Source organism: Caballeronia sp. INML2 (genome assembly GCF_023631365.1).
GTDB classification, from domain to species: domain Bacteria; phylum Pseudomonadota; class Gammaproteobacteria; order Burkholderiales; family Burkholderiaceae; genus Caballeronia; species Caballeronia turbans.
In genome coordinates this window covers 80,951-105,548 of sequence record NZ_JALQDH010000111.1, presented here as the reverse complement: position 1 = coordinate 105,548, position 24,598 = coordinate 80,951, and the positions used below count along the sequence as shown (strand labels likewise).

Sequence of the window (24,598 nt, the reverse complement as noted above, 5' to 3'; positions counted from 1 at the left end):
AGGAGACCCATCCATGCCCTACGCTTACGCCAGTTTGCCCGACATCGTTCGCCACGATGAATGGCTGAGAGGAACGTCGTCGCTGCTTCAGGTGCGCAGTGCAGCGTTGAAAGATCTGGACGAGCAGATCCTGCTGTACCAGAGAAACCGAACCGTTCACCGGTTCCACAGCCTTGTGCGCGCCTTCGAGCGCTGGCAGCAGTCGGTCGGTCCCGGCGATGCCTGGAAAACAATGTCCCGCAATGGCGCGAAGTGCTTCACGCTGCTCGACCAGCAACTGCACGGCCAGGGCGACTCCGATGCCGCAGGCGGCGCGCTCGACTTCATGGCGCCCGCGCTCATCAATTCGCGGCTCGGCGTCCTCTATCTCTTCGGCAACATGGAAGTCGAGGACGACACGTTCCAGGTGCTTCTCGAAGGCGCTTTCGAAGTCACCAATGTCGGTCTCGGCTTCGCGCCGGAGGCCAATGTCGCGGCGTCGCGCGCCGCCGAGGTACTGGACAACAGTCTCGTGCAGAAGTCGGCATCGCTCGCACTCGAGCAGGTTCAGAAGAAGATAAAGAAGCACAAGGAACCCACGCTCGTGAGTTCGAATCAGCTCACGCTATCCACTGTCACGCTGCCTGCGTTGAGCAGTGCGGCGCGCCGTCTCTACGATGCCATTCGCGCCAAGGTCGAGGAAGGCGCGAAAAAACTCTGGGACATGATCCGCGAGAAAGTCACGGATATTCGCAATGACCCCGGCGGCTTCGCGCTCGATACGATGCCCGCGCTCTTGCGCAAGCTGGTGGACGTGCTGTGCGGCAAGCTGCTCGCCACGCTCGCACCGTTCATCGGCGCGGGCCTCGACATCGCCAAGGGCATCGCGAATACCGTCGACAGCAGCATCACCAAGTATCGCGAATGGGTGCAGGGCCGCGATGTGCAATTGCTCGCGGGACACCCCGGTACCATCGTGGAGGCGATCAGACGCGCGATGAAGCTGAGCATCGGCTCCGGCGTGTACGACCTAGTGAAAGGCGGCGCGAGCCTCGGCTTGCAGTTCGCGAGTCAGGGTGTATCGACCATCGTCGACGCGGTCGTCTCCATCATGGAAACGCTCGCGAAGGTCATCTGGAAGATCGTCGAAATCAAGCGCATCAAGCGGTTCTGCGAGCAGGCGAAGGAGTACTGGGACGCCCGCATGCAGCGCGATGCACTGCATACCCGGCCGATCGCGTTCAACAACTGGTTCAAGCGCTACGCGGTATCGATTCCGGCGCTGTCGGTGCTCGCCCTCAACTCGGGCATTTGCGGCGACAAGATGCACTTTCTCGCGATGTTCAAGGACGACGAGACCATCATCACGCAGGCGGCCTACACGGCGGGCTGCAAATACGTGGATAGCCTCAAGGTCTGGGGATCGAGCTATCTCGGGGATGCGGGTTTCGCGTTCAAGTCGGACGATGCGATGATCAGCGGCCTGCTCACGCTCGCCGCGAACCACGCGCAAGAGCAGACGTGGGACCTGAAACTGCGCAAGGCCGTTCTCGGTTTCCTGAACGCGTAACACCCCGCGATCTTCGACACATCGGACGCCCTCGCGCTCGCGAAGGCGTCCGCCGTTCAGCCGCTCATCTTTGCGGCTCGAGCATCACCGCGAAGCTCACAGGCGCGGAGCCCGCGAGCACATCGAGGTTCATCAGCGCGCGCAGCGCCTCGACCTCGTCTTGCAGGCCATAGTCCTTCAGGTTCACCACGATCGGCAGACGAGTACCGACATAAAGCGCGCCGTTCGCGAGCTTCACGACGCGCAAGCTGGCGCTCAGCGGTCGTGCCACGCCGCTGATCGCGAGCGCGCCGCTCACGTCGATGTCCATGCTCGCGCCCGTATGGAGCGCCTGCACGCGCCGCATATCGACGGCACCGTTGAACACGGCCTTCGGATGATCCGCGACCTTGAACAGCATGTCCTTCAGCCGCTGATTGCGCAGGTCGATGTTCGTTTCGACGCTTGCGAGATCGACATCGAAGACGAGCTTGCCGTCATCGCCGATCGAGCCGTCGATCTGCCTGAACGTCTGCACTTCCGCGAGCGCCGCCGCGCCCGGACGGGCGGCCTTCGTGGTCGTGAAGGAGAACGTGGACTGGCCGCTGTCGACGCGCCACGCCGCCTGGCTCGTTGCGCATGTCAGCGAGGCGGCGAGCGCGAGCGCGCCGGCCACGGCTTGTGAAGCAAGTTTGCTCATCATGGAGATTGCCCTGGTTGAGTGGTCCGAGTGTGCGAAAGCGACGCGCGATCACGAACGGCATCGCGCGGCGGTCTCGTCCTGCCGACAACACCGGGCGGTGCCGATTTGTTCCATCGGCCATAGGGGAAATTCTCTGGAATAGAAGCGGTGTCCCGGCTGTTTTCGTCGCAATCCCTCCATGCTTCGAGGCATCGACAGCGATGAACGTCCGAACCCTTTCTCACGCTCTGCGCTCAGGCTTCGCCGTTGCGTCTCTATGCGCGCTTCAGTGCGCATACGCGGGCCAGCCCGTCCTGCTGCCCGACGGCGCGGTCACGCTGGTCCGCGGCAAGACGGTCGTAAGCGTCGATGCACCCTTCGCTGTGGAGCCTGGCGATCTGCTCGCCACCGATGCCCACGGCGGCGCGCAAATCGAAGACGACGACGGCACGATCGTCGCCCTCGGTGCCGATACGCGCCTCGCCATCGATGCGGCGCCGCACGCCGTTGCGCTCGCGCTGCTGTCGGGCTGGATCAAGATCGCGCGCATTCACGCCGCAGCCGAACCCCTGTCGATCGAGACCGCGGCGCTTCGCGTTGCCCTGCGCGAAGGTTCCGCCGTCCTGCACGCAAGCCGCGATGCGACCTCGCTCTTCATCGAAAGCGGAAGCGTGACGCTCGCCCTGCCCGAGCACGCCGAAGCCCGCCAGCCATTCGACGGCGAGCGCTACATCGAGCGTGCGGCCGGCAAGCCGCTCGACGTGCACCCGCGCGCGGCTCAATCGTTCATCGCCGCGATGCCGGTTTCGTTCCGCGATCCGCTCGCGTTCGTCGCCTTCGCGAAAACGAAGCCCGACGCGCCGGTGCAAGGCCGTCCGGCGACGTATGCCGACCTCGCCGGCTGGCTCACCGCACCGCTCGATATCCGGCGCACCTTCGTCGCGCGTTTTCGGCCGCTCGCACAGGGCGAGCCGTTTCGCACGCAAGTGCGCCAGAACCTGCGCGATCTTCCCGAATGGCGGCGCGTGCTGTGCCCGCCGCCCGCCATGCCGCGCCGGCGCGCGGTCGCGCCCGTCAACGCGCAATCAACCGAGGTGGAGTCATGAGACTGTCGCTCGCCGTCAAGTTCAATCTGGTGTTTCTCGCGGTGTTCGTCATCGGTTTCGCGTCGGCCGGGTTTGCCGCGCGTGAACTGCTGCGGCGCGCGGCCATCGAGGAAACCGTGCAGAATGCGCGCGTCCTGATGGAAGCCGCGAGCGCGGCGCAGAACTACACCGCGACGCAGGTCACGCCGCTCCTGCAGACGCAGCTCAAATACAGCTTCGTGCCGCAATCGGTGCCGGCGTTCTCGGCGGTCGAAACCCTGATGACGCTGGAGAAGCGTCTCGCGGGATACTCGTATCGTTCGACGATGCTCAATCCGACCAATCCGCGCGACCGTCCCTCGGACTGGGAAGCGGACGTCATCCGGCATCTGCACGACAAGCCCGAGCTGAAGGAAGTCGTCGGTCTGCGCGACACGCCTTCCGGGCAGAACCTGTATATCGCGCGCCCCAACCGCATCAACGATGCCGCGTGCATGGAATGCCACAGCGTGCCCTCGCGCGCGCCGAAGACGCTCATCGACAAATACGGCCCGAACAACGGCTTCAACTGGGCGATGCATGAAGTCATCGGCGCGGACTTCGTCTCGGTGCCGATGGCGCTGCCGGTCGCGCGCAGCGATGCGGTGCTGCGCACCTTTCTCGCCTCGCTGCTCGCGGTGTTCGTGCTGCTGCTGATCGCGCTGAACGTGATGGTGCATCTGCTCGTCACAAGGCGCATCCGGGCGCTCTCGCAAGCCGCCGATCAGGCGAGCCTCGGGCATCTCGACGGCGCGGACTTCACCGAGCGCGGCCGCGACGAGATCGCTTCGCTCGCCGCGTCGTTCGCGCGCATGAAGACGAGCCTCGTCGAAGCATTCAAGATGATCGAGGCATGAGATGACGGGTGCCGCGATGGACCCGCCGCGCATCACGCACCTGGGCAAGTACCGCATCGAGGCGATGCTGGGCGCGGGCGCGATGGGCGTCGTGTATCGCGCGTTCGATCCGCACATCGAGCGGCATGTCGCGCTGAAAACGGTCCGTCACGATCTCTTCGACGGAGGCGAACGCGCGAGCCTCTTGGCGCGCCTGCGCAACGAAGCCCAGGCCGGCGGACGGCTCGCGCATCCGAATATCGTCGGCGTGTACGACTACGGCGAGACCGCGGACACCGCCTTCATCGCCATGGAACTGGTGAACGGGCAAGGCCTCAAGCAGTTGCTCGACGCGGGCCGTCCGCTCGCACTCGCGACCGCGCTCGACTGGTTCGCCCAGTTGCTCGCCGCGCTCGGCTTCGCGCACGCGCACGGCGTCGTGCATCGCGACATCAAGCCCGCGAACCTGCTCGTCAGCGAGCAAGGGCGGCTCAAGGTCGCGGACTTCGGCGTCGCACACGTCGAATCGTCCACGCTGACGCTGGCGGGCGCGATGATCGGCACGCCATGCTACATGTCGCCTGAGCAGTTCACGGGCGAGTCCGTCGACGGACGCTCCGATCTCTTTTCCGCCGCGATCGTGCTGTATCAGATGCTCACCGGATGCCGGCCTTTCACGGGCGCATCGCAGGCCGAGGTGATGCGGCAGGTCATGCACGAAACGCCGCGCGCGCCGTCCGCCTGCAATCCGGCGCTCACCCCCGCGCTCGACGACGTGCTGATGCGCGCGCTGGCACGACGCCCTGACGCGCGTTTTCAGACCGCTGCCGATTTTCAGCGTGCGCTGGATCACGCGCCCGTCCCGGCCGAGGACCGCACGGTTCTGGAAGCACGCACGGTGAGTCCCGACGGGCCGCTCGCCTCCGGTTCGGGCGCGTGGCGCGGCGACTCGCTGCCCTCGCTCACGATGTGGCCCGCCGCCATGCTCGCCTCGGTCGAGATGCAACTCGCCGGGCAGATCGGGCCGGTGGCCCGTCTGCTCGTGCGGCGCGCGGCAGCGCGCATCGCCGGCGCGCCGGACCTGCCCGCGCTGATCGCGCTGCTCGCCCCGCACGTGCCGTCCGACAAGGGCCGCGCGCTGTTCGTCGCGGCCTTCGAGGAAGGCTCCCGCGCGGGCACGACGCATGGCGCCGCGACGTCTTTGGACGCATCGCGCTTTCCGTCGCTCGGCGTGGAAGAGGTACAGGCCGCCGCGTCGAAGCTCGCGGTCTATCTCGGCCCGATCGCGAACATCGTCGCGAAACGCGAGGCCTCGCGCTCAGGCAGCCTCGAAGCGCTGCACGAGCGGCTCGCGGCGGCGATCTCCAACGAACACGACCGCTCGCGCTTCAGGCGCGACGTCGGACTGTAAGCACGCATCCGAAGGAGCTTTCACCGATGGATTCCGACACGTTGACGCGCCGCGCTCCGCTGCGCCTTGCCGCCTGCTCGGCGTTCGGCCACACCGATGCCGGGCGCGTGCGCCGCGACAATCAGGACCGCTTTCTGATCCACGCCGGGCTGAATCTCGTCGCGGTGGCGGACGGCATGGGCGGTCACGCATTCGGTGCGCGCGCGAGTGCGACCGCGCTCGAGTGCATCGCCGCCGAACTCGCCGCCCGGCCCGCCACGCATGCGAGCGCCGACGATCCCGACGCCACCGTGCACGACGCGCCGGCGTGTGCGATGCGCGCCGCCGCCGACGCACTCGATCACGCGAATGCGACGCTCCACGCGATGAACCAGCGCGAGCGTCTCACGCCGCAACGATCGATGGGCACGACGTTGACCGGCATCTGGCAGCCGCCCGGCTCGTTGCAGTTGATCTCGTTTCACGTCGGCGACAGCCGGCTCTATCGCTTTCGCGACGGCGCGCTGTCGCAACTGTCTCGCGACCAGACGCTCTATCAGCAAGCGCTGGAGCGCGGCGCCATCGAACATCTGCCGCCGCGCAACGTGCTGCTGCAGGCGCTCGGCCCGCTGCCGTCCATCGGGCCCGTCGTCGAAGCGCACAGCTGGCTTCCCGGCGACCGCTATCTGCTGTGCAGCGACGGGCTGCACGGCGAGGTGTCGCATCGCGAGATCGAGGCCGTGCTGAAAGGCGTGAAGCCGCACGGAATCGACGCGGCGTGCAGGCATCTCATCGCCCTCGCTCTCGATGCGGGCGGCAAGGACAACATCACGGCCGTCATCGTCTGCTTCGACGGCATCTAGCCTGCACGATCGAATAGCGCCGCGACGAACGCGGCATCGGGCAATCCGGCGCTCGCGCGCACCGATCCCGCATGCCACCAATGGCTCACTCCCCGCTCGCCCGCCCCGGACGGCACCGGGACGCCCGCCGCATCATCCGCGTGCGCGTGCGCGTGCGCGTGCGGGAGCGCGAGCAATGCGGCGTCGAAGTCGGCGAGACGTGCGTCCCGATCCAGCGTCGCGAGCGCGAGCGCGGCGCAGCGCGAAAACCAGCCGTCCATCTGAAAGCGCCACGCGAATGACTCGACGGGCGCAGCGATCGTGAGCGGAAAATGACGGCCCGCGCAATCGACGCTCGGCATCAGCACGCCCGCCCATCCGGTCTCGCCGATGACACCGTCGCCGAGCGCGAAGCACCACAGCGGCGCGGTCAGATACGCATCGAGCCACGCACGCCCGAGCGTTGCGCGGCTCGCGAGCACACCGGCCTGCAACATCGCATCCCACTGCTCGACGAAACACGGCGGCAAGCGCCGCGACACGAAGTCGCCGTTGCTTCGCAGCTTGCCGAAGCATCCGGCGATGCCCGGTCCCGTCATCACAGATGCTCCGGGCAGCGGAACTGCTCGAGCGGCGCGCGCCGCAACGGATTGACGACGCTCGTCGCATCCAGTTCGAGCACGGCCCGGCGACCGGCGGACGCGAGCGTGAGTGTGTAGCGGTCCGGCTGCGCGGTCGGCTCGAATCTGCCCGCGTCGAGAAGATGCAGCAGCGCCCAGGGTCCGCTCGCATCGAGCGCCGCGCCCTGCGCGGTCGCGGGCGGATCGAACTGCGCGCTCGCGCGGCCCGTGTTCCTGCTCCCCGGCCATTGCAACAGCATCGACTGAACGCCGTCCGCTTTCAGCGCGAGCTGCTGTCCGTCGATGTCGAGATTCACCTGCGCCACCGCCGGATCGAGCGAGAGCGCCTTCACGCGAAAACGGATCGACATGTCGTGGCCGCCGTCGCGGAAGAACGCGTCGCGGATCTGCGCGGCGCGCTGGAACTGCGCGAGCGCATCGCGCGGCATGCCCGCCGGCGGCGTGCCGGCGCGCCATTGCCAGACCGGCGCGCTCGTGTCCACCAGCGCGGCGAGGTTCTTCTGGAAGAAATCGTCGATGAGACCGCCGGGCGCGAAGAGCTTGCCGAAGTCGTCGGCGGCGACATCGCGGGTCGAGCCGTGCACGAACGGATAGCGGCCATCGAGCGCGCGGTGGCACAACGGGCCGGCGCTCGCGTTCCACAACGCGTTGAGGCGCGCGCGCTCGCCGCCCTCCATGAGCACCGTGCCCGCGGCGGCGAGCGACGCGGCCACGGGCGCGAGCGGCGCCGGACTCGTCTGGCTCGCGAGCCTCAGCTTGCCGAGTGCATCGCCGGCGGGCGCGGGTTTACCCGTTCTGCGCGCGGCGTCGGCTGCATCGAGATAGACGGCGGCGTCCTTGAGCGGCGCGAATTCGCGATCGAGCGACGCGGCATCGCCCGGCTTGCCCGCGAGCTGATGCAGCGCCTGAAAGTGCTCGTCGACGGGCGTCGTCGCGCTCTGTTTGCCCGATGCGTTCGACGCGAGCGTCGTCTCGCGCGCCGCCGCGACGATCAGCTTCCTGAGCGGCGAATCCGGCGCCGACAGTTCGTTCGCGATGCGCGCGCCATCGGCGAGCGCGGTGACGGGCACGGCGGTCACATCGTCGAGCAGGGCGTCCCAAGCGTGGACGTAGGCGTCGAAATAGCGCGCGTCGAGCGCGGTGCGCAGCGCGGTGACGCCTTCGGGCGTGGGCGCGACGTCGTCGCGGCCGAGCACCCACGCATCCTTCGCGACATCGGCGAGCGCGGCGTCGCGCAGCCGGGCGTAGCGCGCGTAGCCGTTCAAGGTGTATGCGCCCGCCACGCCGCCCGTGAGCGGCGCGCCGCTCGCGCGCCTGAGCAGCAGCGGCGCATTGGGACCGGCCGCGGCGCTCACGCTGAACGCGGGCACGTTCGCCTGCGCGAGTTCGCCATCGACGCGGTTGCCAATGCGCTGCGACAGCGGCAGTTCGGCCAACCGCGCGCGCGCCGACTTGATGAGCGCCTCGTCGAGCGGCAGCGACGGATCGAAGTGCGTCCGGTCGAACAGCGCGGCGAGGTGCGCATCGAGCGCGCTCCGTTGCGCCGGGCTCGCGTCGCGTGCCAGTGCCGGGACCAGATGCGCGCGCAGCGCGGCGGGATCGAAATGGCGCGCGTCGCCGAGCATCAGGTAGGCGCGCAAGGCTTCATAGCGATACGCCTCGGATGTCGAATCATTTCCCGCGCCGCCGTCTTGCAACTCCTGCGTGAGTTTGCCGACCGCGAGCGGCAGCAAGGTCTGGTCGAGCAGACGGCGGTACGTCACGCGCGCCTCCTGGCCGAGCTTGTCGCCCTGATAGAGCCAGAGCCGGGTGAGCCACGGCACCGGCTTGCCGGCGTCCGCGTAACCGCCGGGCAGCGCGCGCGCCGCGTCGAGCAGCGGCAGCACCGCGAGCGGATCGGCGGCCGCATTCGCGTCGCGCGCCAGTTGGCGCACGTGCTGCGTCTGCCGGTCGAACTCCGCGACATACGCGCGGTTGCGCTGATAGCTCACCGCCATGCCCGCGAGCGCGAGCATGAGCGCCACGCCGACCGCCGCCAGCGCCGCGCGCCGCAGCCACGCGCTGCATCGCTCGAAGCGCGCGTTCGCGCCCACCAGCCCGGCCTCGGCAATCACCACGTCCCTGAGCAGACCGTTGATGAAGTACGCGCGCCCCGAAGCGTCGCGGTTATAGGCGATGTCGCGCTGCAATCCGAGCGATTGCGCGATGGCGCTGATCGCGCGGTCGATCGGCCTGCCGTGCTGCGTGCCGCTCGTGAAATACACGCCGCGCAGGAGCGGCGACGCTTCGAAGCGCGTGCCGCGAAACACGCCGTCGAGGAAGCGCCCGAGCGCCGGCTGAAGGCCCGCGAACTGCTGCGCGAAGCCGTAGATGCGCGCACGCCGCGCTACGTCCGTTTCCCGCTGCATGCGATGCAGCACACGGGCCTGCAAGCGCGTGCCGAGCGCATCGAACTCGGCCGGGAACGCCGAGAGCGCCGGACCCGCGCCCGGGGATTCATCGAGCGCGAAGGTGATGCCCCAGACCTGCTTGCGCTCCGCTTCGCCGAGATCGTCGAAGAACTCGGTGAAGCCCGCGAGCAGATCGCACTTCGTCACGACGACGTAGACCGGAAAGCGCACCCCGAGCCGCTCGCTCAGCTCGGTCAGGCGGCTGCGGATCGTGCGGATGTGCGCCTCGCGGGCGGCGTCGTCCTGGCGCACGAGATCGGCCGCCGACAGCGTGACGATGAGCCCGTTCAACGGCCGGCGCGGACGGTATTTGCGCAGCAGTTGCAGGAAGCCGGTCCAGGCGGATTCGTCGGCCTGCGCGTCGCTGTCCTGCGTCGTGAAGCGGCCCGCGGTATCGACGAGCACGGCGTCGTCCGTGAACCACCAGTCGCAATGACGCGTGCCGCCGAGACCGCCGATCGCCTCGTCGCCGAGCTTCTCGCGCAGCGGAAAGCGCAGCCCCGAGTTCGAGAGCGCCGTGCTCTTGCCCGTACCGGGCGCACCGATGAACATGTACCACGGCAACTGATACACCCACTGACGCCCGTTGACGCCTTTCATGCGCGCCTGCCGCAGGATCGCGAGCGCCTGCTCGAAGCGCTCGCGCAACACGGCGAGCTCCGCGCTGCCCGCCGATGCCCCCGCCCCCTGCCCGGCGACGCCGCTCATGAAGCGCAGGTTGACGAGACGCGCGGCGCCGAGGCGCACGCCCCACGCGAGCGCCCAGGCGGCGACGAGCAGGGTCATCGCGATCCAGCGGGCGCGCGGCGATTCGAGCGGCGCGTGGCCGTCGAACGCGAAGAGCGGTCCTTCGAACCACACCACGACGAGCAGCGCGAGCACGCCCGCGAACGTGATCCATTGCGGTGTCCTGAGCGTTCCTGCGATCTTTTTCATCGATGTCTCCATGCCTGTTCTGCTAAACGAATGAGCCGCGCCTCAGGACGACGCGCCCGGGGCGAGCAGCGTGATCTCCACGCGACGATTCTTGGCGCGGCCGGCGGGCGTGTCGTTCGGCGCGAGCGGTTCGGCGTCGCCGCGGCCTTCGGCGGAAAAGCGCGCGGGCACGCCGGTGAGCGACGCGAGCATCGCCCGCACGCTTTCGGCGCGCGCCTGCGACAGATGCCAGTTGGACGGAAAGCGCGCGGACAGGAGGCGCTGGTCATCCGTGTGGCCTGTCACGACGACTCTGCCGGGCACCTGCTTCAGCGCGTTGGCGATGCGGCCGATCAGCGCATCGTAGGCCGGGTCGAGCGTCGCGCTGCCGGAGGTGAAGAGGTTGTCGCCGTTGATCGTGACGATGGAGCGATCCGCCGCCTCGCGAACCGAAACCAGGCCCTGGCGGATTTCCGGCGCGAGGAACGTCGAGAGCGTCGCGGCGGCGGCGGGCATCGCGGCGGGCGCGATCATGGCCGGCTGCGCCGCGGGCCGCTCGCTCACGCGGATGCGGTTGAGCGCGTCGAACACAGGGTCCGACGTGCGGTTCAGGCTCACGGCCAGCGCGATATGCGTCGCCACGAGCACGACGCCTGCGAGCGCGGCGCAGACCCACGGCGGCATGCGCTGCCCGAGCGGCCTGCGCGCGCGCTCGGCGGGCCGCCAGTGCACCGACAGTTCGGCCTCGAAGGGGCCGCGCTGGTTGCGGATGATGCGTTCGAGCCGCTCGCGCACGGAGTCGAGCTGGCTGCGCCCGCCGTCGATCAGCCGATAGCGCCCTTCGAAGCCGAGCGACAGGATCACGTAAAGCAGCTCCAGCACGTCGATATGGCGCGCCGGGTCCTGCGCGAGCCGCTGCAGGATCAGAAAGAAGCGCTCGCCGCCCGACGCCTCGTTATGGAAGGTGACGAGCAGGCTGCGGCTCGCCCACACGCCGCTGCCCCACGGCGTGCCCGAGATCGACTCGTCGATGCAGGTACACAGGCAATAGCGCGCCGCCGCGAGCGTTTCAGTGTCGATGCCGCTCGCGCGGGCGTCGTGCTCGAAGGCCCGCACCATCCGCACGAGCTCGGCGCGCAAACCTTCGATATCGGCGATGGCCGCACGATGGCGCAGCGGCAGCGCGAGTTGGAGCATCGGGTTCGCCGCACGCACGAGCGGGCTCAGGCCGCTCGCGACCGGCAGGACCGGCGCGCGCGGCGCGGCTTCCGGCCGCTCCTGCGCGCTCTCTTCCTGGCGCTCCTGGCGCGGGCGTGCCGCAACGGACCCGCCCGGTTGCGGAATCAGGATGGTGTCGTCCGGGTCGAAGCCGGCTGGCGGAAAGATCGGGGCATTCACGATGAGGTCCTTCTTCGAAGAGGGCGCGGCGCTCACGGGCGGATCGCCCAGAATTCGAGTTCGAGGCCCGGAAAGTCACCCGCGACATGCAGCGCGACGCCGGCCGAGGTCGCGAACTGTCGCCACAGATCGCCGCTGCGCTCCAGCTCGAAATAGGTGTAGCCGGCATGGAACGGCAACTGGCGCGGCGCGACCGGCAGCGCGCGCAGCGCGATCCCCGGCAACTGGAGATTCACGAGATCGCGGATGCGCTCCACCGGTCCGAGCTTGGCCTGCTGCGGGAAGCTGTTCAGAAGCGCGGCCGGCGCGAGATCGGCCTTTGCCGCGAGCACGAAGCTCGCCGAGCGGAACAGGTCGCGATCCGGCACGATCGCCACGCGCAATCCGTACTTGCGCTCCTCGAGCGCGATCGGCACCGCATGCGGATCCATCACCGCGTTCAGCGCGACGCGCAGCGCATCGACGAGCGGCGTGAAGGTTTCATCCAGCCGCTCGTGGCGATATCCGGGAAACGCGGCGGGACGCTTGCCGGGCTGGCTGAAGGTCGCGAGCTCGCCCGCCAGTTGCAGCGCATGCTGATGCAGATCGTGCGGATGCAGCCCGGTCGTCGAGGCGATCCCCGCGAACAGCGGCTCCGCCCGATTGAGCACCTGCAGCAGCAGGAAGTCGGCGATCTCCGCCGCGCCGGTCGCCGCGGGGCGGGCGAGGCGCGCGGCGAGCGCATCGGCGCGCTGGTGCATGAGGCCCGTGAGTTCGTCGACGAACCCGCACAGCCGGCGCGACACGCGATAGTCGAGACAGGGCGGCGCGTAAGCGGCATCGAGCACGATGCTGTTGTCCGCGCGGCGCTCGACGATGCGCGCGATCCCGAGCGACGTATGCGCATGGACCACGTCCCGCTCGAAGGCGAGCCGCAATTGCAGCTTGCCGACCTGCACGAGCGCCGCACCGACCGCGCCTTCGTTGCTGTCGGGCACTTCCGTTTCCGCGATGCGGTGACGCACGAAACCATCGTGGCCGGCCTGCGCCGCATACGCGGCCTCGGGCACGCCATGACGCGCGACGGGCAGCGCGAGCACGACCGTCAGGTCGCGCGCGTCCTCGGGCACGGCGAGCGGCAGCGGAAGTTCGTCATCCGAAGGAAGTCGGAACGGACTGCCGTCGGGCAGCACGCCCGCGCACGAAACCAGCGCGATGCGGCCGAGCTTCAGTTGCGCGGCGTCGATCTCCAGTTCCGAGAAGCCGAACGCATAGGGCCGCAGCGCCGCGCAGCGCGTCTCGATCTGCGCGCGCAGGTAGCGGTCGTGTTGTTGCAGATGCTGCGGCTGAAGCAGCATGCCTTCGGACCAGATCACCTTGTTGTTCCAGGACATCGATGCCTCGCTCTCAGTGGAAGGAAGTCTGCTTCGTATCGGCGAAGCTGTTCGCGTGCTGCTCGTATGCGTCGTTGAACGCGCTGCCGCACAGCGCCTGAAGGTCGTCGGCGCTCGCGCGGGTGAGCTCGGCATGCAGCGCGACGAGACGGTCCCACTGCCGCGCCTTGCGGCATGCGGGTAGCCAGTCGAGCCAGCCGCGCCGCGTATCGGCGCGCGTGAGCGCCTGCGGATCGAAGCGGCCGAGCAGATGCTGCATGGCGGCGCGCGTGCCCGCGAGGACCGCGAGCTCGTGTCGGCGGATGTCGTCGAACGCGCCTTCGAGCGCGGTCTGCGCGGGCAGATATCCCGTGCTCGCGCCACGCAGCATCTGCGCGAGCGCGCCGTCGCCGTCGGGGAAGAACTTGAGCGGGTTGTTGTCGCGCTGGACGAGCATCGTCGTGTCGAGGCTGATCTCGCGCTTGAGGACCGAGCGCGACAGCAGCACGTCGACTACGCCGCGCACCGCCGTGCGCAGCATCGCGCCGGCGAGACGCGCGATTTCGGCGGCGTTGCGCGTGCCGAGCGTGCCGGCATCGACGCCCATGCCGTCGAGCAGCGCGGCAAAGGCCGATTCGGCAATGGCGTCGTTGGCCGCTTCGGGTCTTTCTTCGGGTCTTTCTTCGGGCCTTATCGCGGCAGGCTGCGCCGGCGGAGTCACGACGGCCGCGAGCGGCGCGCATGCGTCTTCGCTCAACGGGTCGTAGTCGTGCGGAATGCCGCCCGCCGGCGCATGCGCTACCGCGCCGGCTGGCGGCACATAGGCGAACTGCTCCGGCGCCACGTGATCGCTCTGCGATCCGGCGAACGCCGCGCGTCCATCGAGCCGCGTCGCGGGTTCGTGCTCACCGTCGAGCGGCGCGGCGAGCGGATCGAAGCGCGGACCCGGCAGCGGCGCATCAGCGAGGACCGCCGCCAGCGCGAGCGGATCGTGCGCGAAAGAGCGCGGCGCTGCGTTGTCCTGAAGGCTCACGGCTTCGAGCGGATCGAAACCGTGGCGGTCATGCACGCCGGGCGGCGCATCGAAAGCTTCGGCGGGCGCGCGTTCCATCGTCCGCACATCGAGCCGGTAGCCGCCCATCTCCAGCCGGTCGCCGCTGGCAAGACGCGCGCTCTGCCCGGCGGACAGCGGCCGGCCATTGAGCCGGCTCGGATTGCTGCCGAGGTCGGCGAGCCGCCAGCCGTCCTCGGTCCAGTCGATGCGCGCATGCACCCGCGACACGGTCTTCGCCGCATCCGGCAACACGAGCGTGTTGTCGGAGCCGCGCCCGATGGTGCCGCCCGCCGCGCCGAAGCGGCACGAAAGCGGGGCGTCGGTCGGGATGCCCTGATAGGTCTCGACCGCGAGCGTCAGATGCATGATCTCTCCTTCGTGTGCGTTCATGTGGTGCCGTCGTCGGCCTGCCGGGGATCGGCGGGCGCATCCGGCGATGCGCTCGCCGCGCCCGCGCCGCCACCGCCGCCGCCGCAGTTGATCTGCACGACGACGCCGTCGATCGACACCGGCCCGGCCGCGCTGATCGCGATGCCTTCCGGCCCCAGCACGATCGTGTTGCCGCCCGCCTTGAGCGTGAGCGTCACGCCCGCCTCGATGGTGACGTTGGCCCCGCCCTTCACATCGACGTTAACACCCGCCCCCACCAAAATATTCGCCCCGCTTTTGTGATGTGTATCGCCGCCGACATCGAGCGAATATTTGCCGCCGATGCGCGCGCTGTGGCCGCCCTGCACCGCGTCGCTGCGGCTGCCGTTGCAGCGCGCAAGATCGTCGTGCTCGACGATTACATGCCGTTCGCCGCCGATGCGCGTCAGCGCGTCGTGCTTCACCCACGTCTCCAGATCGCGCTCGGCGTGAAAGAACAGTTGCTCGGTGTCTTTGGTATCGTCGAAACGCATTTCGTTGAAACCGTTGCCGCCTTTGGTCGAATTGCTCCTGAGCGTCGTGCGCGCCATCTTCGCGGGAAGTTCGTCTGGCGTCGTCTGCGCCGCGTTGTAGACACTGCCGATCACGAGCGGCTGGTCCGGGTCGCCCTCGATGAAATGCACGAGCACTTCCTGACCGATGCGCGGCAGAAAGAACGCCCCGTAGCCCTTGCCCGCCCACGGCTGCGCGACGCGCACCCAGCAGCGCTGCAAGGACTCGCGCGCCTCCGTGGGGCCGAGCTGTTCCCAATGGAACTGCACTTTGATGCGGCCGTATTTGTCGGTATGAATTTCCTCGCCCTTCGGTCCGACGACCACCGCCGTCTGCGGTCCCGCGACACATGCGCGGGGCGTGCTGCGCGCGGCGCGGAAGCCGGCATCGCGAGGCAGCGCCCTGAACGCGCAATCGAAAACGGGCGGCCGGTCGCGCGCGTCGAGCGTGGACAGATAGTCGTCCGAGTTGAGCGCGTACTCGGCCGCCACGACGAGATGCTCGCGGTTTTGCACGTCGAGCGGATGGCCGGTGAGCCTGACGAGGCCGCCGGGCCAGATGCCGCGCGCCGTCGCGCGAGCGCTCACGAAGACGTTGCCCGCCTGATGCGCATCGACATGCGCGCGTGCGAAGCGCTCGGCGTCCTCGTGACGCGTGTAGCCGAGGCCATGCTCCTGCATCGCGTAGACAGCCTTGTCGAACGGCTCGCTGCGCCGGGCGCGCGCGACGAGACCTTCCTGCGCCGATTGCGACGGCTTCTCGAAGTCGTAGTCGTTGGTTTCGACGATGCCCGTCGCCACCTCGCCGCCCGCGGACCACGCATAGACCCATTCGTGCTCGTGCGGCGCGGCGGGCTGCGGACGAAAGCGCAGCGTCGCGCCGTGCGGCGCGCTCTCGTGCACCTGCGACGAATCCGTGAGAATCATCCGATGCGTGCCGCCCCGATGCTCGATGAAGTAGTAAATGCCTTCGCGCTCGGCGAGCCGGCTCACGAAATCGAAGTCGGTCTCGCGGTACTGCGCGCAGTGTTCGAGGCTCGGATACGCCGCCGAGCATTTGTTCTCGAAGTCGATGTGATAGTCGGCGAGCACCTTGCCGATGATCGCGGGCACCGTCATCTGATGAAAGAACCGGCAATGCGACGCGCGCGTGAGCAGCCACAGGCGCGGCCGCACCGTTGCGCGATACAGCGCCGGACGGTTGGGCTGCGTGCTCGCGGCCCGCGCCAGCTCGAACGCCGTGACGATGCCGTTGTATTCGCGCGCGCCGTCGCCCGGAATCTCCAGCGACAGCGAGAAATCACTGCCGAGCATCGTCGCGATGTCGAGATTCGACTGATCGGCGAGCAGTTCGAGATCCCATTGCGCGAGCCGCCCCAGCGCCTCGCGTCCGCGCATGCGCCAGAGCACGAGCGCGTTCTTGCCGAGCGCGCAGCTCACGTGCGCGATGCGATTGGTATCGGAGAGCATCATGGCGGGCCTCGTCTTCAGGGAATCCGGGTGGCGCACGTCGCCGGCTCGACGACCGTCACCACGCCGCCCCAGTTGCAGAAGCACCTGGACACGTTGTCGAGCGAAGGCTGGTTGCCGAGCAGCACGGTGACCGCGCCCGGCGCCCACGGCGTCATGGTCGCGGGCACGCAGGGCATCGGCGTCAGGACGCCGAGCGCGGCGGCGGTCGCCGAGGCGACTTCGGGATTCGCCGCCGACGTGCACATGCCGAACGGCATGATGTTCACGAGCGGCTCGTGATCCATGATGTTCGCGGCGAGCGGCCCTTCGCAGCGCACGCGGTTCACGGGCAGCACGACGAGCGTCGACGGCGTCATGCCGAACGAGCACTGCAACGTCGCGCCCATGCTGACTTGTTGAGGCATGGCTGGCTCCCTGTCAATCGAAGGCATAGGTGAAGTCGCCGTCGCATACGCCGACCTCGACTTTTCCGATACTGCGGCCATCGACGAGACGGCCGAGGAATTCCGCGCTCACGCGGGGCAGCACGGTATTGGTGAGGATCGCGTCGATCATGCGGCCGCCGCTCGCGAGCTCAGTGCAGCGGCGCGCGATCTGTCGGACCACGGCGTCGTCATAGGCGAACTTCACGCGATGGCGCTCCGCGATGCGCCGCTCGATGCGAGCGAGCTGCAGGCGAATCACCGCATCGAGCATCGTGTCGTCGAGCGGGTAGTACGGAATCACCGCGACGCGCCCGAGCAGCGCGGGCGGGAAGGCGTCGAGCAGCGGCGCGCGCAGCGCACGCGCGATCTCTTCGGGCGACGGCGTCTCGCGCCCGCCACCGCACAGTTGCGTGATCAGCTCGGTGCCGACGTTGGTCGTGAGCAGGATCAGCGTGTTGGAAAAGTCGATCTCGCGGCCCTCGCCGTCTTCCATGCGGCCCTTGTCGAAGACCTGAAAGAACAGCTTGTGCACGTCCGGATGCGCCTTCTCGAATTCGTCGAGCAGCACGACGCTGTACGGACGACGCCGCACCGCCTCGGTGAGCACGCCGCCTTCGCCGTAGCCGACATATCCCGGCGGCGCGCCCTTGAGCAGCGACACCGTGTGCGCTTCCTGGTACTCGCTCATGTTCACGGTGACGACGTTCTCTTCGCCGCCATAGAGCGCTTCGGCGAGCGCGAGCGCGGTTTCGGTCTTGCCGACGCCCGAGGTGCCCGCCAGCATGAACACGCCGACGGGCTTGCCGGGATCGTCGAGGCCGGCGCGCGCGGTCTGCACGCGGCGCGCGATCATGTCCATCGCGTGGCGTTGCCCGACGATGCGCCGGTTCAGCGTCGTGGCGAGATCGAGCACGCTCGCGGCTTCGTCGCGCACCATGCGGCCGACCGGAATGCCGGTCCAGTCCTGCACGACCGATGCCACCGCATGCGCGTCCACGCCCGGCAGAATCAGCGGCGCTTCGCCCTGGCGTTGCGCGAGTTCATCGGTCAGGCCCTGCAGGTCGGAGAGGGTCACGGCTTCGCCGCCCTCCCCGATCGCACGGCGCGCCGCGAGAATGCGCGCGACCAGCGCACGTTCGGCTTCCCAGCGCGCCGTCAATTCCGCGAGACGCGCACGCTCGGCGTCGAGGCGCGCGGCGACATCCGCCGCGCGTTGCTGCGTGTCGATGCCGAGCGCGGCTTCACGCGCCACGATCTCGCTTTCGGTCTGCCACGTTTCGATGCGCCGCTTCGCATCGTCGATGGCCGGGGGCAGCGCCTGCTGGCTCACCGCGACGCGCGCGCAGGCGGTGTCGAGCAGGCTCACGGCCTTGTCGGGCAACTGGCGCGCGGGAATGAAGCGATGCGAGAGCTTCACCGCCGCTTCGAGCGCCTCGTCGAGCACCTGCACGCCGTGATGCGACTCCATCTTGCGCACGAAGCCGCGCATCATCGCAATCGCGTTGTCCTCCGAAGGCTCGGGCACTTTCACGACCTGAAAGCGGCGCGTGAGCGCCGGGTCCTTCTCGATGTGCTTCTTGTATTCGACCCACGTCGTCGCGGCGATGGTGCGCAGCGTGCCGCGCGCGAGCGCGGGCTTGAGCAGGTTGGCCGCATCGCCGGTGCCGGCCGCGCCGCCCGCGCCGACGAGCGTATGCGCCTCGTCGATGAAAAGGATCACCGGCTTGTCCGACTTCTGCACCTGCTCGATCACCTGCTTGAGCCGGTTCTCGAACTCGCCCTTCACGCTCGCCCCCGCCTGCAGCAGGCCGACATCGAGCGTGCGCACGACGGCGTCGCGCAACGCGGGGGGCACCTCGCCCGCGACGATGCGCTGCGCGAAGCCTTCCACCACCGCCGTCTTGCCGACGCCCGCCTCGCCCGTGAGGATCGGGTTGTTCTGGCGGCGGCGCATGAGAATGTCGACGACCTGGCGAATCTCCATGTCGCGCCCGACGATGGGATCGAGCTTGCCCTCGCGCGCCTCGGCGGTCAGATCGACGGTATAGCGGGAGAGCGCGTCATGCTGCGCGGGCAGCGCCACGGGCTCGGCGGCAGGCGCGGCCTGCGCTTCGGGCGAGCCTTCGAGCAGCGCATCGAAGCGTGCGGACAATGCATCGAAGCTGATCTTCTCGAACTGGCGCGAGAGCGCGTAAAGCGCGTTGCGCAGGTTCGGCGTGCGGAGAATGCCGATCACGAGATGGCCCGTGCGCACGTTCGCGGCGTCGAACATCAGCGAGCCGAAGACCCAGCCGCGCTCGACGGCTTCGTCGACTTGCGCGGAGATGTCGGAGACTGCGCTCGCGCCGCGCGGCAGGCGGTCGAGCGCGGCGGTCAGATCGCGTTCGAGCGCGGTCTCGTCGAGATCGAAGTGACGCACGAGGCGCCGCAGGTCGGAATCCGCCGCGAGCAGGATCTGATGCACCCAGTGCGCGAGCTCGACATACGGATTGCCGCGCAACTTGCAGAACGCCGCGCCGTTTTCTATCGCCCGATAGGCGAGCGGATGAAGCTTGCCGAACAACGCCATGCGGCTGATCTCAGTCATGAGGAGTCTCCTTGCGATGGCTCGCGCCCGCCTGCCCGGCGATCACGACCCGATGGTTGTCATGCACGGGCGCGCCGCTCGTGAGCCACGTGTTCCAGCCCAGACGCGCGCCGTGCGCGGTATTGCCCTGCAGACGCAGCGCGGGCACGTCGTCGCGCTTCAGATGCAGCGATACGTCCCAGTCGAGCGGATCGCGCACGTAATCGCGGACCCAGTCGGCGAGTTTCACGAGGCTCTGCCCGCCCGGCAGGAAGCGCGCGAAGTCCGCGTAGCGCAGCGGCCCGATCACGATGCGGAACTTGTGCTGGCAGTCCCACACCCGCGTGCCGACGACCGTCGATTCGCCGAGCCGCGCGCCGGACAGACGCGTGCGGCCTTCTTCCGGCAGCGTGATCCAGTGGCCGCGCCACGGCTCGACCGACACCGGCACGCCGAAGAAGCGCGAGAGAATGAGCCGCAGCCCGCTCGCATGGCGCGTGGGCGCGGCGAGGATGCCGGCGAAGTGGCGCTTCGCGGAATCGGGCACCGCGTCGCGATCGGCGAGCGCGGGCGCGCCGAGACCGAACAGGCTGCCGACGTAGCCCGCGAAGCGATCGTCGCCCGGACGGTCGGCGCTCACGACCGGCTGCGCATCCGCCCACGCGCGATAGAACAGCGACAGCATCCGGTGATGAAACACGTCGAGAAAGCGCGCGAGCGTGGGATCGTTCGCGTGACGGACGCGCTCGCGCACGTAAGCGGTCAGGTGCGTCGGCAGCGGGCCGTTGGGGCCGAGCAGCCCGAGAAAATTCACCGCGAGCCGCCCCGGCCGGCCGTTCTCGCCCGGCACGTATTCGCCGAGCGTGGTCGGATGAAAGATCAGCTCCGGGTCCTGCGAGAGCCGCACGGCATCGTCGCGCGCGGCGAGCGAGCGGCCGAGGCGCGGGCGCTTTGCATGCGCCTGCTCGATGAGCCGCAGCGCCTGGAAGAAGTCGAAGCGGCGCGCGTCTCGGGCGAGCATGCCGTCGAGGGTCAGAGCGTCGCGCATCGTCCGGTCCTCGCAGGCCACTGCATGATCGGGCCGCGCGCGAGCGTCGCGACGGCGGTCTCGGTGAACGAATTGATCGACACGTAGCGCGCGAAGAACTGCGCGAGCACCGCGCCGAGCAAAAACGCGCTCGCGCCTTCGAACGCGGCGTCGTCGAAGCGCAGCGTGACCGCGAGGCCGCGCCCGTAGACGATCGGCCCCGGCGACGGCAGGCGGCGCACGACCGGCTCGCACGACACCGAGCGCAGCCCTTCGACCTGCCGGTGCGCGGCGGCATCGTCGGCGGGGCAGTACAGCGCGAGCAGTTCCCGCAGCGCGCGGGCGCCTTCCTGCGCGTTCGTATCCACGAGCGACGCGTAGTTCAGCGAAAGATGATCGAGCAGCCGCCACGCCGCCGGCCCCTGCGCGAACGACGGCAGCGGCCGGCTCGGGCCCGCGACGCAGCGCACGGCGGTGACGGGCGCCTCGGCATCGAGCGTGAAGTCGGTCGAACCCGCGCCGACGGGCATCGAAAGCGGCAGATCGCGGTTCGTGCACCACGCGCTGATGCCGAGCTGACGCACTTCGCCGCGCTCGGGCGCGCTCGCCGCATCGACCAGCGCGATGAAGGCTTCGCTGCCGAGATAGCTGCTGCGCGCGCCGCTTTGCTGCTGCCGCACCGACGCACGCCGCGCCTCGCGCCGCAACTGATAGAACGCGCCGCCCTCGCCCGGCGCATCGAGATCCTTCGCGCAGTAGAACGGCCGATACTGCTTCTCGGCGGCCGCGCCCGCGCCGTAGCCGGTCACTTCGTCGATCTGATGGATCTCGTAGTCCATCGGCCGCGTGCGGTCGACGACGACGTGATACTCGAACTCGGTGTCCGACAGCGCGACGCGGTCGGTGCGGCGGCGAAACAGGTTGATCGCGGGCGTGCAGTTGAGCGCGAAGTGCGAAACGTCGACCCCGCGTTCGAGCGACGCATCGGCCTGATCGAGCAGGATCACGATCTCCGCTTCCGCGCCGCGGCAAAGACGAAGCGCGTCGCGCAGGCCGGCCAGCTCGACGAACATGAAGCGCGGCGCGAAGGCGAAATACTCCTGCAAGAGCCGATAGCCGTCGAACGATTGCTGACCGACCGGCAGGAGCGCCTCGTCCTCGGCGAAACCCATCGGCTGCAACGCGGTCTTCGGGAGCACGGCGAGCGTGGTCGACGCGCTTGCGCCGTCGCCCGGCTGCATCACCGCCACGCCGATGCAATGCGCGAGCAGACGCTCGTGCAGGCGCGCGGGCAAGCCGTCCGGACCGCGCAGATAGAGCGCGAGACGATCGAGCGAAAGGCGCTCGAAGCCGAGCGCGCCGGTCGCGCGCAGACGCAGGCGCAGCCCGCCCCGGACGTTGGCCGGCAACGACGATGCGCCGGGGCCGCCCGCATGGGTGAAGAACTTCGCCCGCGCGATCTCGACCGGCCACAGCGTGAGCGCATGCGCGGTGCGGTATTCGCAACGCGTGGAGGCGGACTTGTCGAGCATGCCTCGCAACGCCGTATGGCGCGGCACGACGATGCCATCGGCGCTCGCGGCAAGCTGCGGATTCCTATGGTCCGCGTGCAACTGGACGACCGCCATCGACGGCGTCGGCGCCAGATAGTGCGGATATGCCAGTTCGAGCAGATGCTGCGTGAAGCGCGGGAACTCGGCGTCGAGCTTCATCTGGACGCGCGCGGCGAGGAAGCTGAAGCCTTCGAGCAACCGCTCGACGTACGGGTCCGCGCATTCGACGCCGTCGAGCGCGAGCCGTCCCGCGATCTTCGGAAACGCGGCGGCGAATTCACCGCCCATCTCCCGGACGTGCTGAAGCTCCTGGCTGTAGTACTTGAGGAACGCGGGGTTCATGCCTGCTGCTCCCCGGCCGATGATCCGGCGCGCGTGGTCGATGCATCGGCGACGCGCACTTCGCCCGCTTCGAGATCCAGTTCCGTGCGCAGAAAAAGCCGCTCGGGATACGGCTGGGACCACATCTGCGCCTCGATCTCGAAGCGGATCACATGGCTGCGCGCCGCGCCCTTCGTATCGTCGATCGCCGTCACGCGCACCGATTCGCGCGCGAGGCGCGGCTCGAACGCCCACAGCGCGTCGCGGATCACGCGCTCGAGCGCGCCGGGCGTGAGCGCCGCGACGTTGCGCCCCGCGAGGTCCGGCAGGCCGTAGTTCAGCACCGATGTCGCGACGTGCGGCAGACCGGGCGCGTGTGCGCCGTCCGCGAGACCGCTCGCGTTCAGCAGCCAGCCGATGTCGCGTTGGACGCTCTCGCGCAGCGCGCGCGCCGACACCACGCGACGCTCGCGCGCTTCATGACGCGCGTGCGGCTCGAAATCGGTCAGCCGGTCCAGCAACGACGGTTGCAGGCGGTCACGGGCGGAGGGTTCGGACATGAGCAACTCCCTTTGAGCAAACGAGGCAGGACGGGCGGACACGGCGAGGCTCAGGCGGTCTTGGCGGTCGGCAGCTTCGACACGAGCCGCAGCGACACCGTGAGACCTTCGAGCTGGTAATGCGGGCGCAGGAAGAACTTCGACGTGTAGTAGCCCGGATTGCCCGCCACTTCCTCGACGACGACCTGCGCATCCGCGAGCGGCTTGCGCGCCTTGGTGTCGTCGGACGAGTGCGTGGGGTCGCCATCGACATACTGGAGAATCCAGTTCTGCAGCCAGCGCTCCATGTCCTCGCGTTCCTTGAACGAGCCGAGCTTGTCGCGCACGATGCACTTGAGGTAATGCGCGAAGCGGCTGCACGCGAAGAGATACGGCAGGCGCGCCGCGAGATTGGCGTTCGCGGTGGCGTCCGGGTCTTCGTACTCGGCCGGCTTGTGCAGCGATTGCGCGCCGATGAACGCCGCGAAGTCCGAGTTCTTCTTGTGCACGAGCGGCATGAAGCCGTTCTTGGCAAGCTCGGCCTCGCGGCGGTCGCTGATCGCGATCTCGGTCGGGCACTTCATGTCCACGCCGCCGTCGTCCGTCGGAAACGCGTGAACCGGCAGGCCTTCGACCGCACCGCCCGACTCGACGCCGCGAATGCGCGAGCACCAGCCGAACATCCTGAACGAGCGCGTGATGTTCGCCGCCATCGCATACGCCGCGTTCGCCCACGCGTACTTGCTGCTGTTCGCGCCTGCGGTGTCTTCCTCGAAATCGAAGGCTTCGACCGGGTCCGTTTTCGCGCCGTAGGGCGCGCGCGCCAGAAAGCGCGGCATCGCGAGGCCGATGTAGCGCGAATCCTCCGAATCGCGCAGCGAGCGCCACGCGGCATGCTCGGGCGTCTGGAAGATCTTGGTCAGATCACGCGGATTGGCGAGTTCCTGCCACGACTCCATCAGGAGCGCGGCCGGATCCGCGCCCGCGATGAACGGCGCATGCGCCGCCGCCGCGATCTTCGCGATCTGCGTGAGCAGGTCGACGTCGGGGCCGCTGTGATCGAAGTAGTAATCCGCAACGAGCGCGCCGTAAGGCTCGCCGCCGAACTGTCCGTACTCCTCCTCGTAGAGCTTCTTGAAGAGCGGGCTCTGATCCCACGCCACGCCGCGGTACTTCTTCAGCGTCTTGTGCAGTTCCGCCTTCGAGATGTTCAGCACGCGGATCTTGAGCGACTCGTCGGTCTCCGTATTGTTCACGAGGTAGTGCAGGCCGCGCCATGCGCTCTCGACCTTCTGGAACGGCTCGCTGTGCAGGATCAGATTGATCTGGCCGGTGAGCGCCTGATCGATCTGCGCGATCAGCGCCTCGATGGTCGCGAGGACGTCGCCCGAGATCACGCCGGTGTCGCGCAGCGCCTGCTCGGCAAGCGTGCGCACGGCGCGTTCGACGGCATCGCGGGCCCGCTCGGACTTCGGCTTGAATTCCTTTTGCAGCAGCGTGGAGAAATCGTCGAGCGCGGGCGCCGTTTCCATCACGCTGGCGCCGGCCTGTTGCTGGATGCT

Annotated in this window: 18 protein-coding genes; 5 read left to right on the top strand and 13 right to left on the bottom strand. The window is 68.6% G+C overall.

Annotated features, from left to right (window positions below; all coding sequences use genetic code 11):
• Positions 1-13 precede the first annotated feature (13 nt).
• On the top strand, positions 14-1,549 hold the full coding sequence (locus NCT32_RS32990; RefSeq protein ID WP_061118461.1) for a hypothetical protein: 1,536 nt from the start codon (positions 14-16) through the stop codon (positions 1,547-1,549).
• 64 nt (positions 1,550-1,613) lie between these two features.
• Here NCT32_RS32990 and NCT32_RS32985 read toward each other — a convergent pair whose 3' ends face one another.
• On the bottom strand, positions 1,614-2,231 hold the full coding sequence (locus NCT32_RS32985) for a YceI family protein (RefSeq protein ID WP_061118460.1): 618 nt from the start codon (positions 2,229-2,231) through the stop codon (positions 1,614-1,616).
• Positions 2,232-2,431: 200 nt separating this feature from the next.
• Here NCT32_RS32985 and NCT32_RS32980 point away from each other — a divergent pair, with 200 nt between their 5' ends.
• The 4 genes from NCT32_RS32980 to NCT32_RS32965 are packed head-to-tail and all read left to right on the top strand — an operon-like array spanning position 2,432 to position 6,423.
• Positions 2,432-3,316: a FecR domain-containing protein gene (locus tag NCT32_RS32980; RefSeq protein WP_061118459.1), complete on the top strand. Its 885-nt coding sequence runs from the start codon at positions 2,432-2,434 to the stop codon at positions 3,314-3,316.
• On the top strand, positions 3,313-4,191 hold the full coding sequence (locus tag NCT32_RS32975; protein ID WP_061118458.1) for a DUF3365 domain-containing protein: 879 nt from the start codon (positions 3,313-3,315) through the stop codon (positions 4,189-4,191). Before NCT32_RS32980 ends, NCT32_RS32975 begins: the two co-directional genes overlap by 4 nt.
• Before the next feature lies 1 nt (position 4,192).
• Positions 4,193-5,581, top strand: a complete 1,389-nt coding sequence (locus NCT32_RS32970; RefSeq protein ID WP_061118457.1) for a serine/threonine-protein kinase — start codon at positions 4,193-4,195, stop codon at positions 5,579-5,581.
• 26 nt (positions 5,582-5,607) lie between these two features.
• A complete protein-coding gene (locus NCT32_RS32965; protein WP_061118456.1) occupies positions 5,608-6,423 on the top strand; it encodes a PP2C family serine/threonine-protein phosphatase in 816 nt (271 codons plus the stop codon).
• Here the strand turns inward: NCT32_RS32965 and tagF are convergent.
• The 12 genes from tagF to tssC are packed head-to-tail and all read right to left on the bottom strand — an operon-like array spanning position 6,420 to position 24,568.
• Positions 6,420-7,001, bottom strand: a complete 582-nt coding sequence (gene tagF / locus NCT32_RS32960) for a type VI secretion system-associated protein TagF (protein ID WP_061118455.1) — start codon at positions 6,999-7,001, stop codon at positions 6,420-6,422. The two genes, NCT32_RS32965 and tagF, sit on opposite strands and share 4 nt — an antisense overlap.
• Positions 7,001-10,429 carry a type VI secretion system membrane subunit TssM gene (tssM, locus tag NCT32_RS32955; protein WP_061118555.1) on the bottom strand — a complete coding sequence of 1,143 codons (3,429 nt, stop codon included), beginning with the start codon at positions 10,427-10,429 and terminating at the stop codon, positions 7,001-7,003. The genes tagF and tssM overlap by 1 nt, the downstream gene beginning before the upstream one ends.
• Before the next feature lie 42 nt (positions 10,430-10,471).
• Complete coding sequence (locus NCT32_RS32950) at positions 10,472-11,806, bottom strand: DotU family type VI secretion system protein (protein ID WP_061118554.1); 1,335 nt, start codon at positions 11,804-11,806, stop codon at positions 10,472-10,474.
• A 32-nt stretch (positions 11,807-11,838) separates the two neighbouring features.
• Positions 11,839-13,179, bottom strand: coding sequence for a type VI secretion system baseplate subunit TssK (tssK, locus tag NCT32_RS32945; protein WP_061118454.1), 1,341 nt, complete (start codon positions 13,177-13,179; stop codon positions 11,839-11,841).
• A gap of 13 nt (positions 13,180-13,192) precedes the next feature.
• On the bottom strand, positions 13,193-14,602 hold the full coding sequence (gene tagH, locus NCT32_RS32940) for a type VI secretion system-associated FHA domain protein TagH (RefSeq protein ID WP_061118453.1): 1,410 nt from the start codon (positions 14,600-14,602) through the stop codon (positions 13,193-13,195).
• Entirely contained in the window at positions 14,599-16,605 is a 2,007-nt protein-coding gene (locus NCT32_RS32935; protein WP_061118452.1) for a type VI secretion system Vgr family protein, read from the bottom strand. Before NCT32_RS32935 ends, tagH begins: the two co-directional genes overlap by 4 nt.
• 14 nt (positions 16,606-16,619) lie before the next feature.
• Positions 16,620-17,009 carry a DUF4280 domain-containing protein gene (locus tag NCT32_RS32930; protein WP_061118451.1) on the bottom strand — a complete coding sequence of 130 codons (390 nt, stop codon included), beginning with the start codon at positions 17,007-17,009 and terminating at the stop codon, positions 16,620-16,622.
• Between the two features lie 13 nt (positions 17,010-17,022).
• Positions 17,023-19,617 carry a type VI secretion system ATPase TssH gene (gene tssH / locus NCT32_RS32925; RefSeq protein WP_061118450.1) on the bottom strand — a complete coding sequence of 865 codons (2,595 nt, stop codon included), beginning with the start codon at positions 19,615-19,617 and terminating at the stop codon, positions 17,023-17,025.
• Entirely contained in the window at positions 19,610-20,644 is a 1,035-nt protein-coding gene (tssG, locus tag NCT32_RS32920) for a type VI secretion system baseplate subunit TssG (protein ID WP_061118449.1), read from the bottom strand. The genes tssH and tssG overlap by 8 nt, the downstream gene beginning before the upstream one ends.
• A complete protein-coding gene (gene tssF / locus NCT32_RS32915; protein ID WP_061118448.1) occupies positions 20,629-22,518 on the bottom strand; it encodes a type VI secretion system baseplate subunit TssF in 1,890 nt (629 codons plus the stop codon). Before tssF ends, tssG begins: the two co-directional genes overlap by 16 nt.
• Entirely contained in the window at positions 22,515-23,057 is a 543-nt protein-coding gene (gene tssE / locus NCT32_RS32910) for a type VI secretion system baseplate subunit TssE (RefSeq protein ID WP_061118447.1), read from the bottom strand. The genes tssF and tssE overlap by 4 nt, the downstream gene beginning before the upstream one ends.
• Positions 23,058-23,107: 50 nt before the next feature.
• On the bottom strand, positions 23,108-24,568 hold the full coding sequence (gene tssC / locus NCT32_RS32905; RefSeq protein WP_409241560.1) for a type VI secretion system contractile sheath large subunit: 1,461 nt from the start codon (positions 24,566-24,568) through the stop codon (positions 23,108-23,110).
• Positions 24,569-24,598 lie beyond the last annotated feature (30 nt).

Bases quoted from the DNA above. Each gene is read 5' to 3' on its own strand.
- NCT32_RS32990 (WP_061118461.1), top strand. From the start codon at position 14: ATGCCCTACGCTTACGCCAGTTTGCCCGACATCGTTCGCCACGATGAA.
- NCT32_RS32985 (WP_061118460.1), bottom strand. From the start codon at position 2,231: ATGATGAGCAAACTTGCTTCACAAGCCGTGGCCGGCGCGCTCGCGCTC.
- NCT32_RS32980 (WP_061118459.1), top strand. From the start codon at position 2,432: ATGAACGTCCGAACCCTTTCTCACGCTCTGCGCTCAGGCTTCGCCGTT.
- NCT32_RS32975 (WP_061118458.1), top strand. From the start codon at position 3,313: ATGAGACTGTCGCTCGCCGTCAAGTTCAATCTGGTGTTTCTCGCGGTG.
- NCT32_RS32970 (WP_061118457.1), top strand. From the start codon at position 4,193: ATGACGGGTGCCGCGATGGACCCGCCGCGCATCACGCACCTGGGCAAG.
- NCT32_RS32965 (WP_061118456.1), top strand. From the start codon at position 5,608: ATGGATTCCGACACGTTGACGCGCCGCGCTCCGCTGCGCCTTGCCGCC.
- tagF (WP_061118455.1), bottom strand. From the start codon at position 7,001: ATGACGGGACCGGGCATCGCCGGATGCTTCGGCAAGCTGCGAAGCAAC.
- tssM (WP_061118555.1), bottom strand. From the start codon at position 10,429: ATGAAAAAGATCGCAGGAACGCTCAGGACACCGCAATGGATCACGTTC.
- tssK (WP_061118454.1), bottom strand. From the start codon at position 13,179: ATGTCCTGGAACAACAAGGTGATCTGGTCCGAAGGCATGCTGCTTCAG.
- tagH (WP_061118453.1), bottom strand. From the start codon at position 14,602: ATGAACGCACACGAAGGAGAGATCATGCATCTGACGCTCGCGGTCGAG.
- NCT32_RS32935 (WP_061118452.1), bottom strand. From the start codon at position 16,605: ATGATGCTCTCCGATACCAATCGCATCGCGCACGTGAGCTGCGCGCTC.
- NCT32_RS32930 (WP_061118451.1), bottom strand. From the start codon at position 17,009: ATGCCTCAACAAGTCAGCATGGGCGCGACGTTGCAGTGCTCGTTCGGC.
- tssH (WP_061118450.1), bottom strand. From the start codon at position 19,617: ATGACTGAGATCAGCCGCATGGCGTTGTTCGGCAAGCTTCATCCGCTC.
- tssG (WP_061118449.1), bottom strand. From the start codon at position 20,644: ATGCGCGACGCTCTGACCCTCGACGGCATGCTCGCCCGAGACGCGCGC.
- tssF (WP_061118448.1), bottom strand. From the start codon at position 22,518: ATGAACCCCGCGTTCCTCAAGTACTACAGCCAGGAGCTTCAGCACGTC.
- tssE (WP_061118447.1), bottom strand. From the start codon at position 23,057: ATGTCCGAACCCTCCGCCCGTGACCGCCTGCAACCGTCGTTGCTGGAC.
- tssC (WP_409241560.1), bottom strand. From the start codon at position 24,568: ATGGAAACGGCGCCCGCGCTCGACGATTTCTCCACGCTGCTGCAAAAG.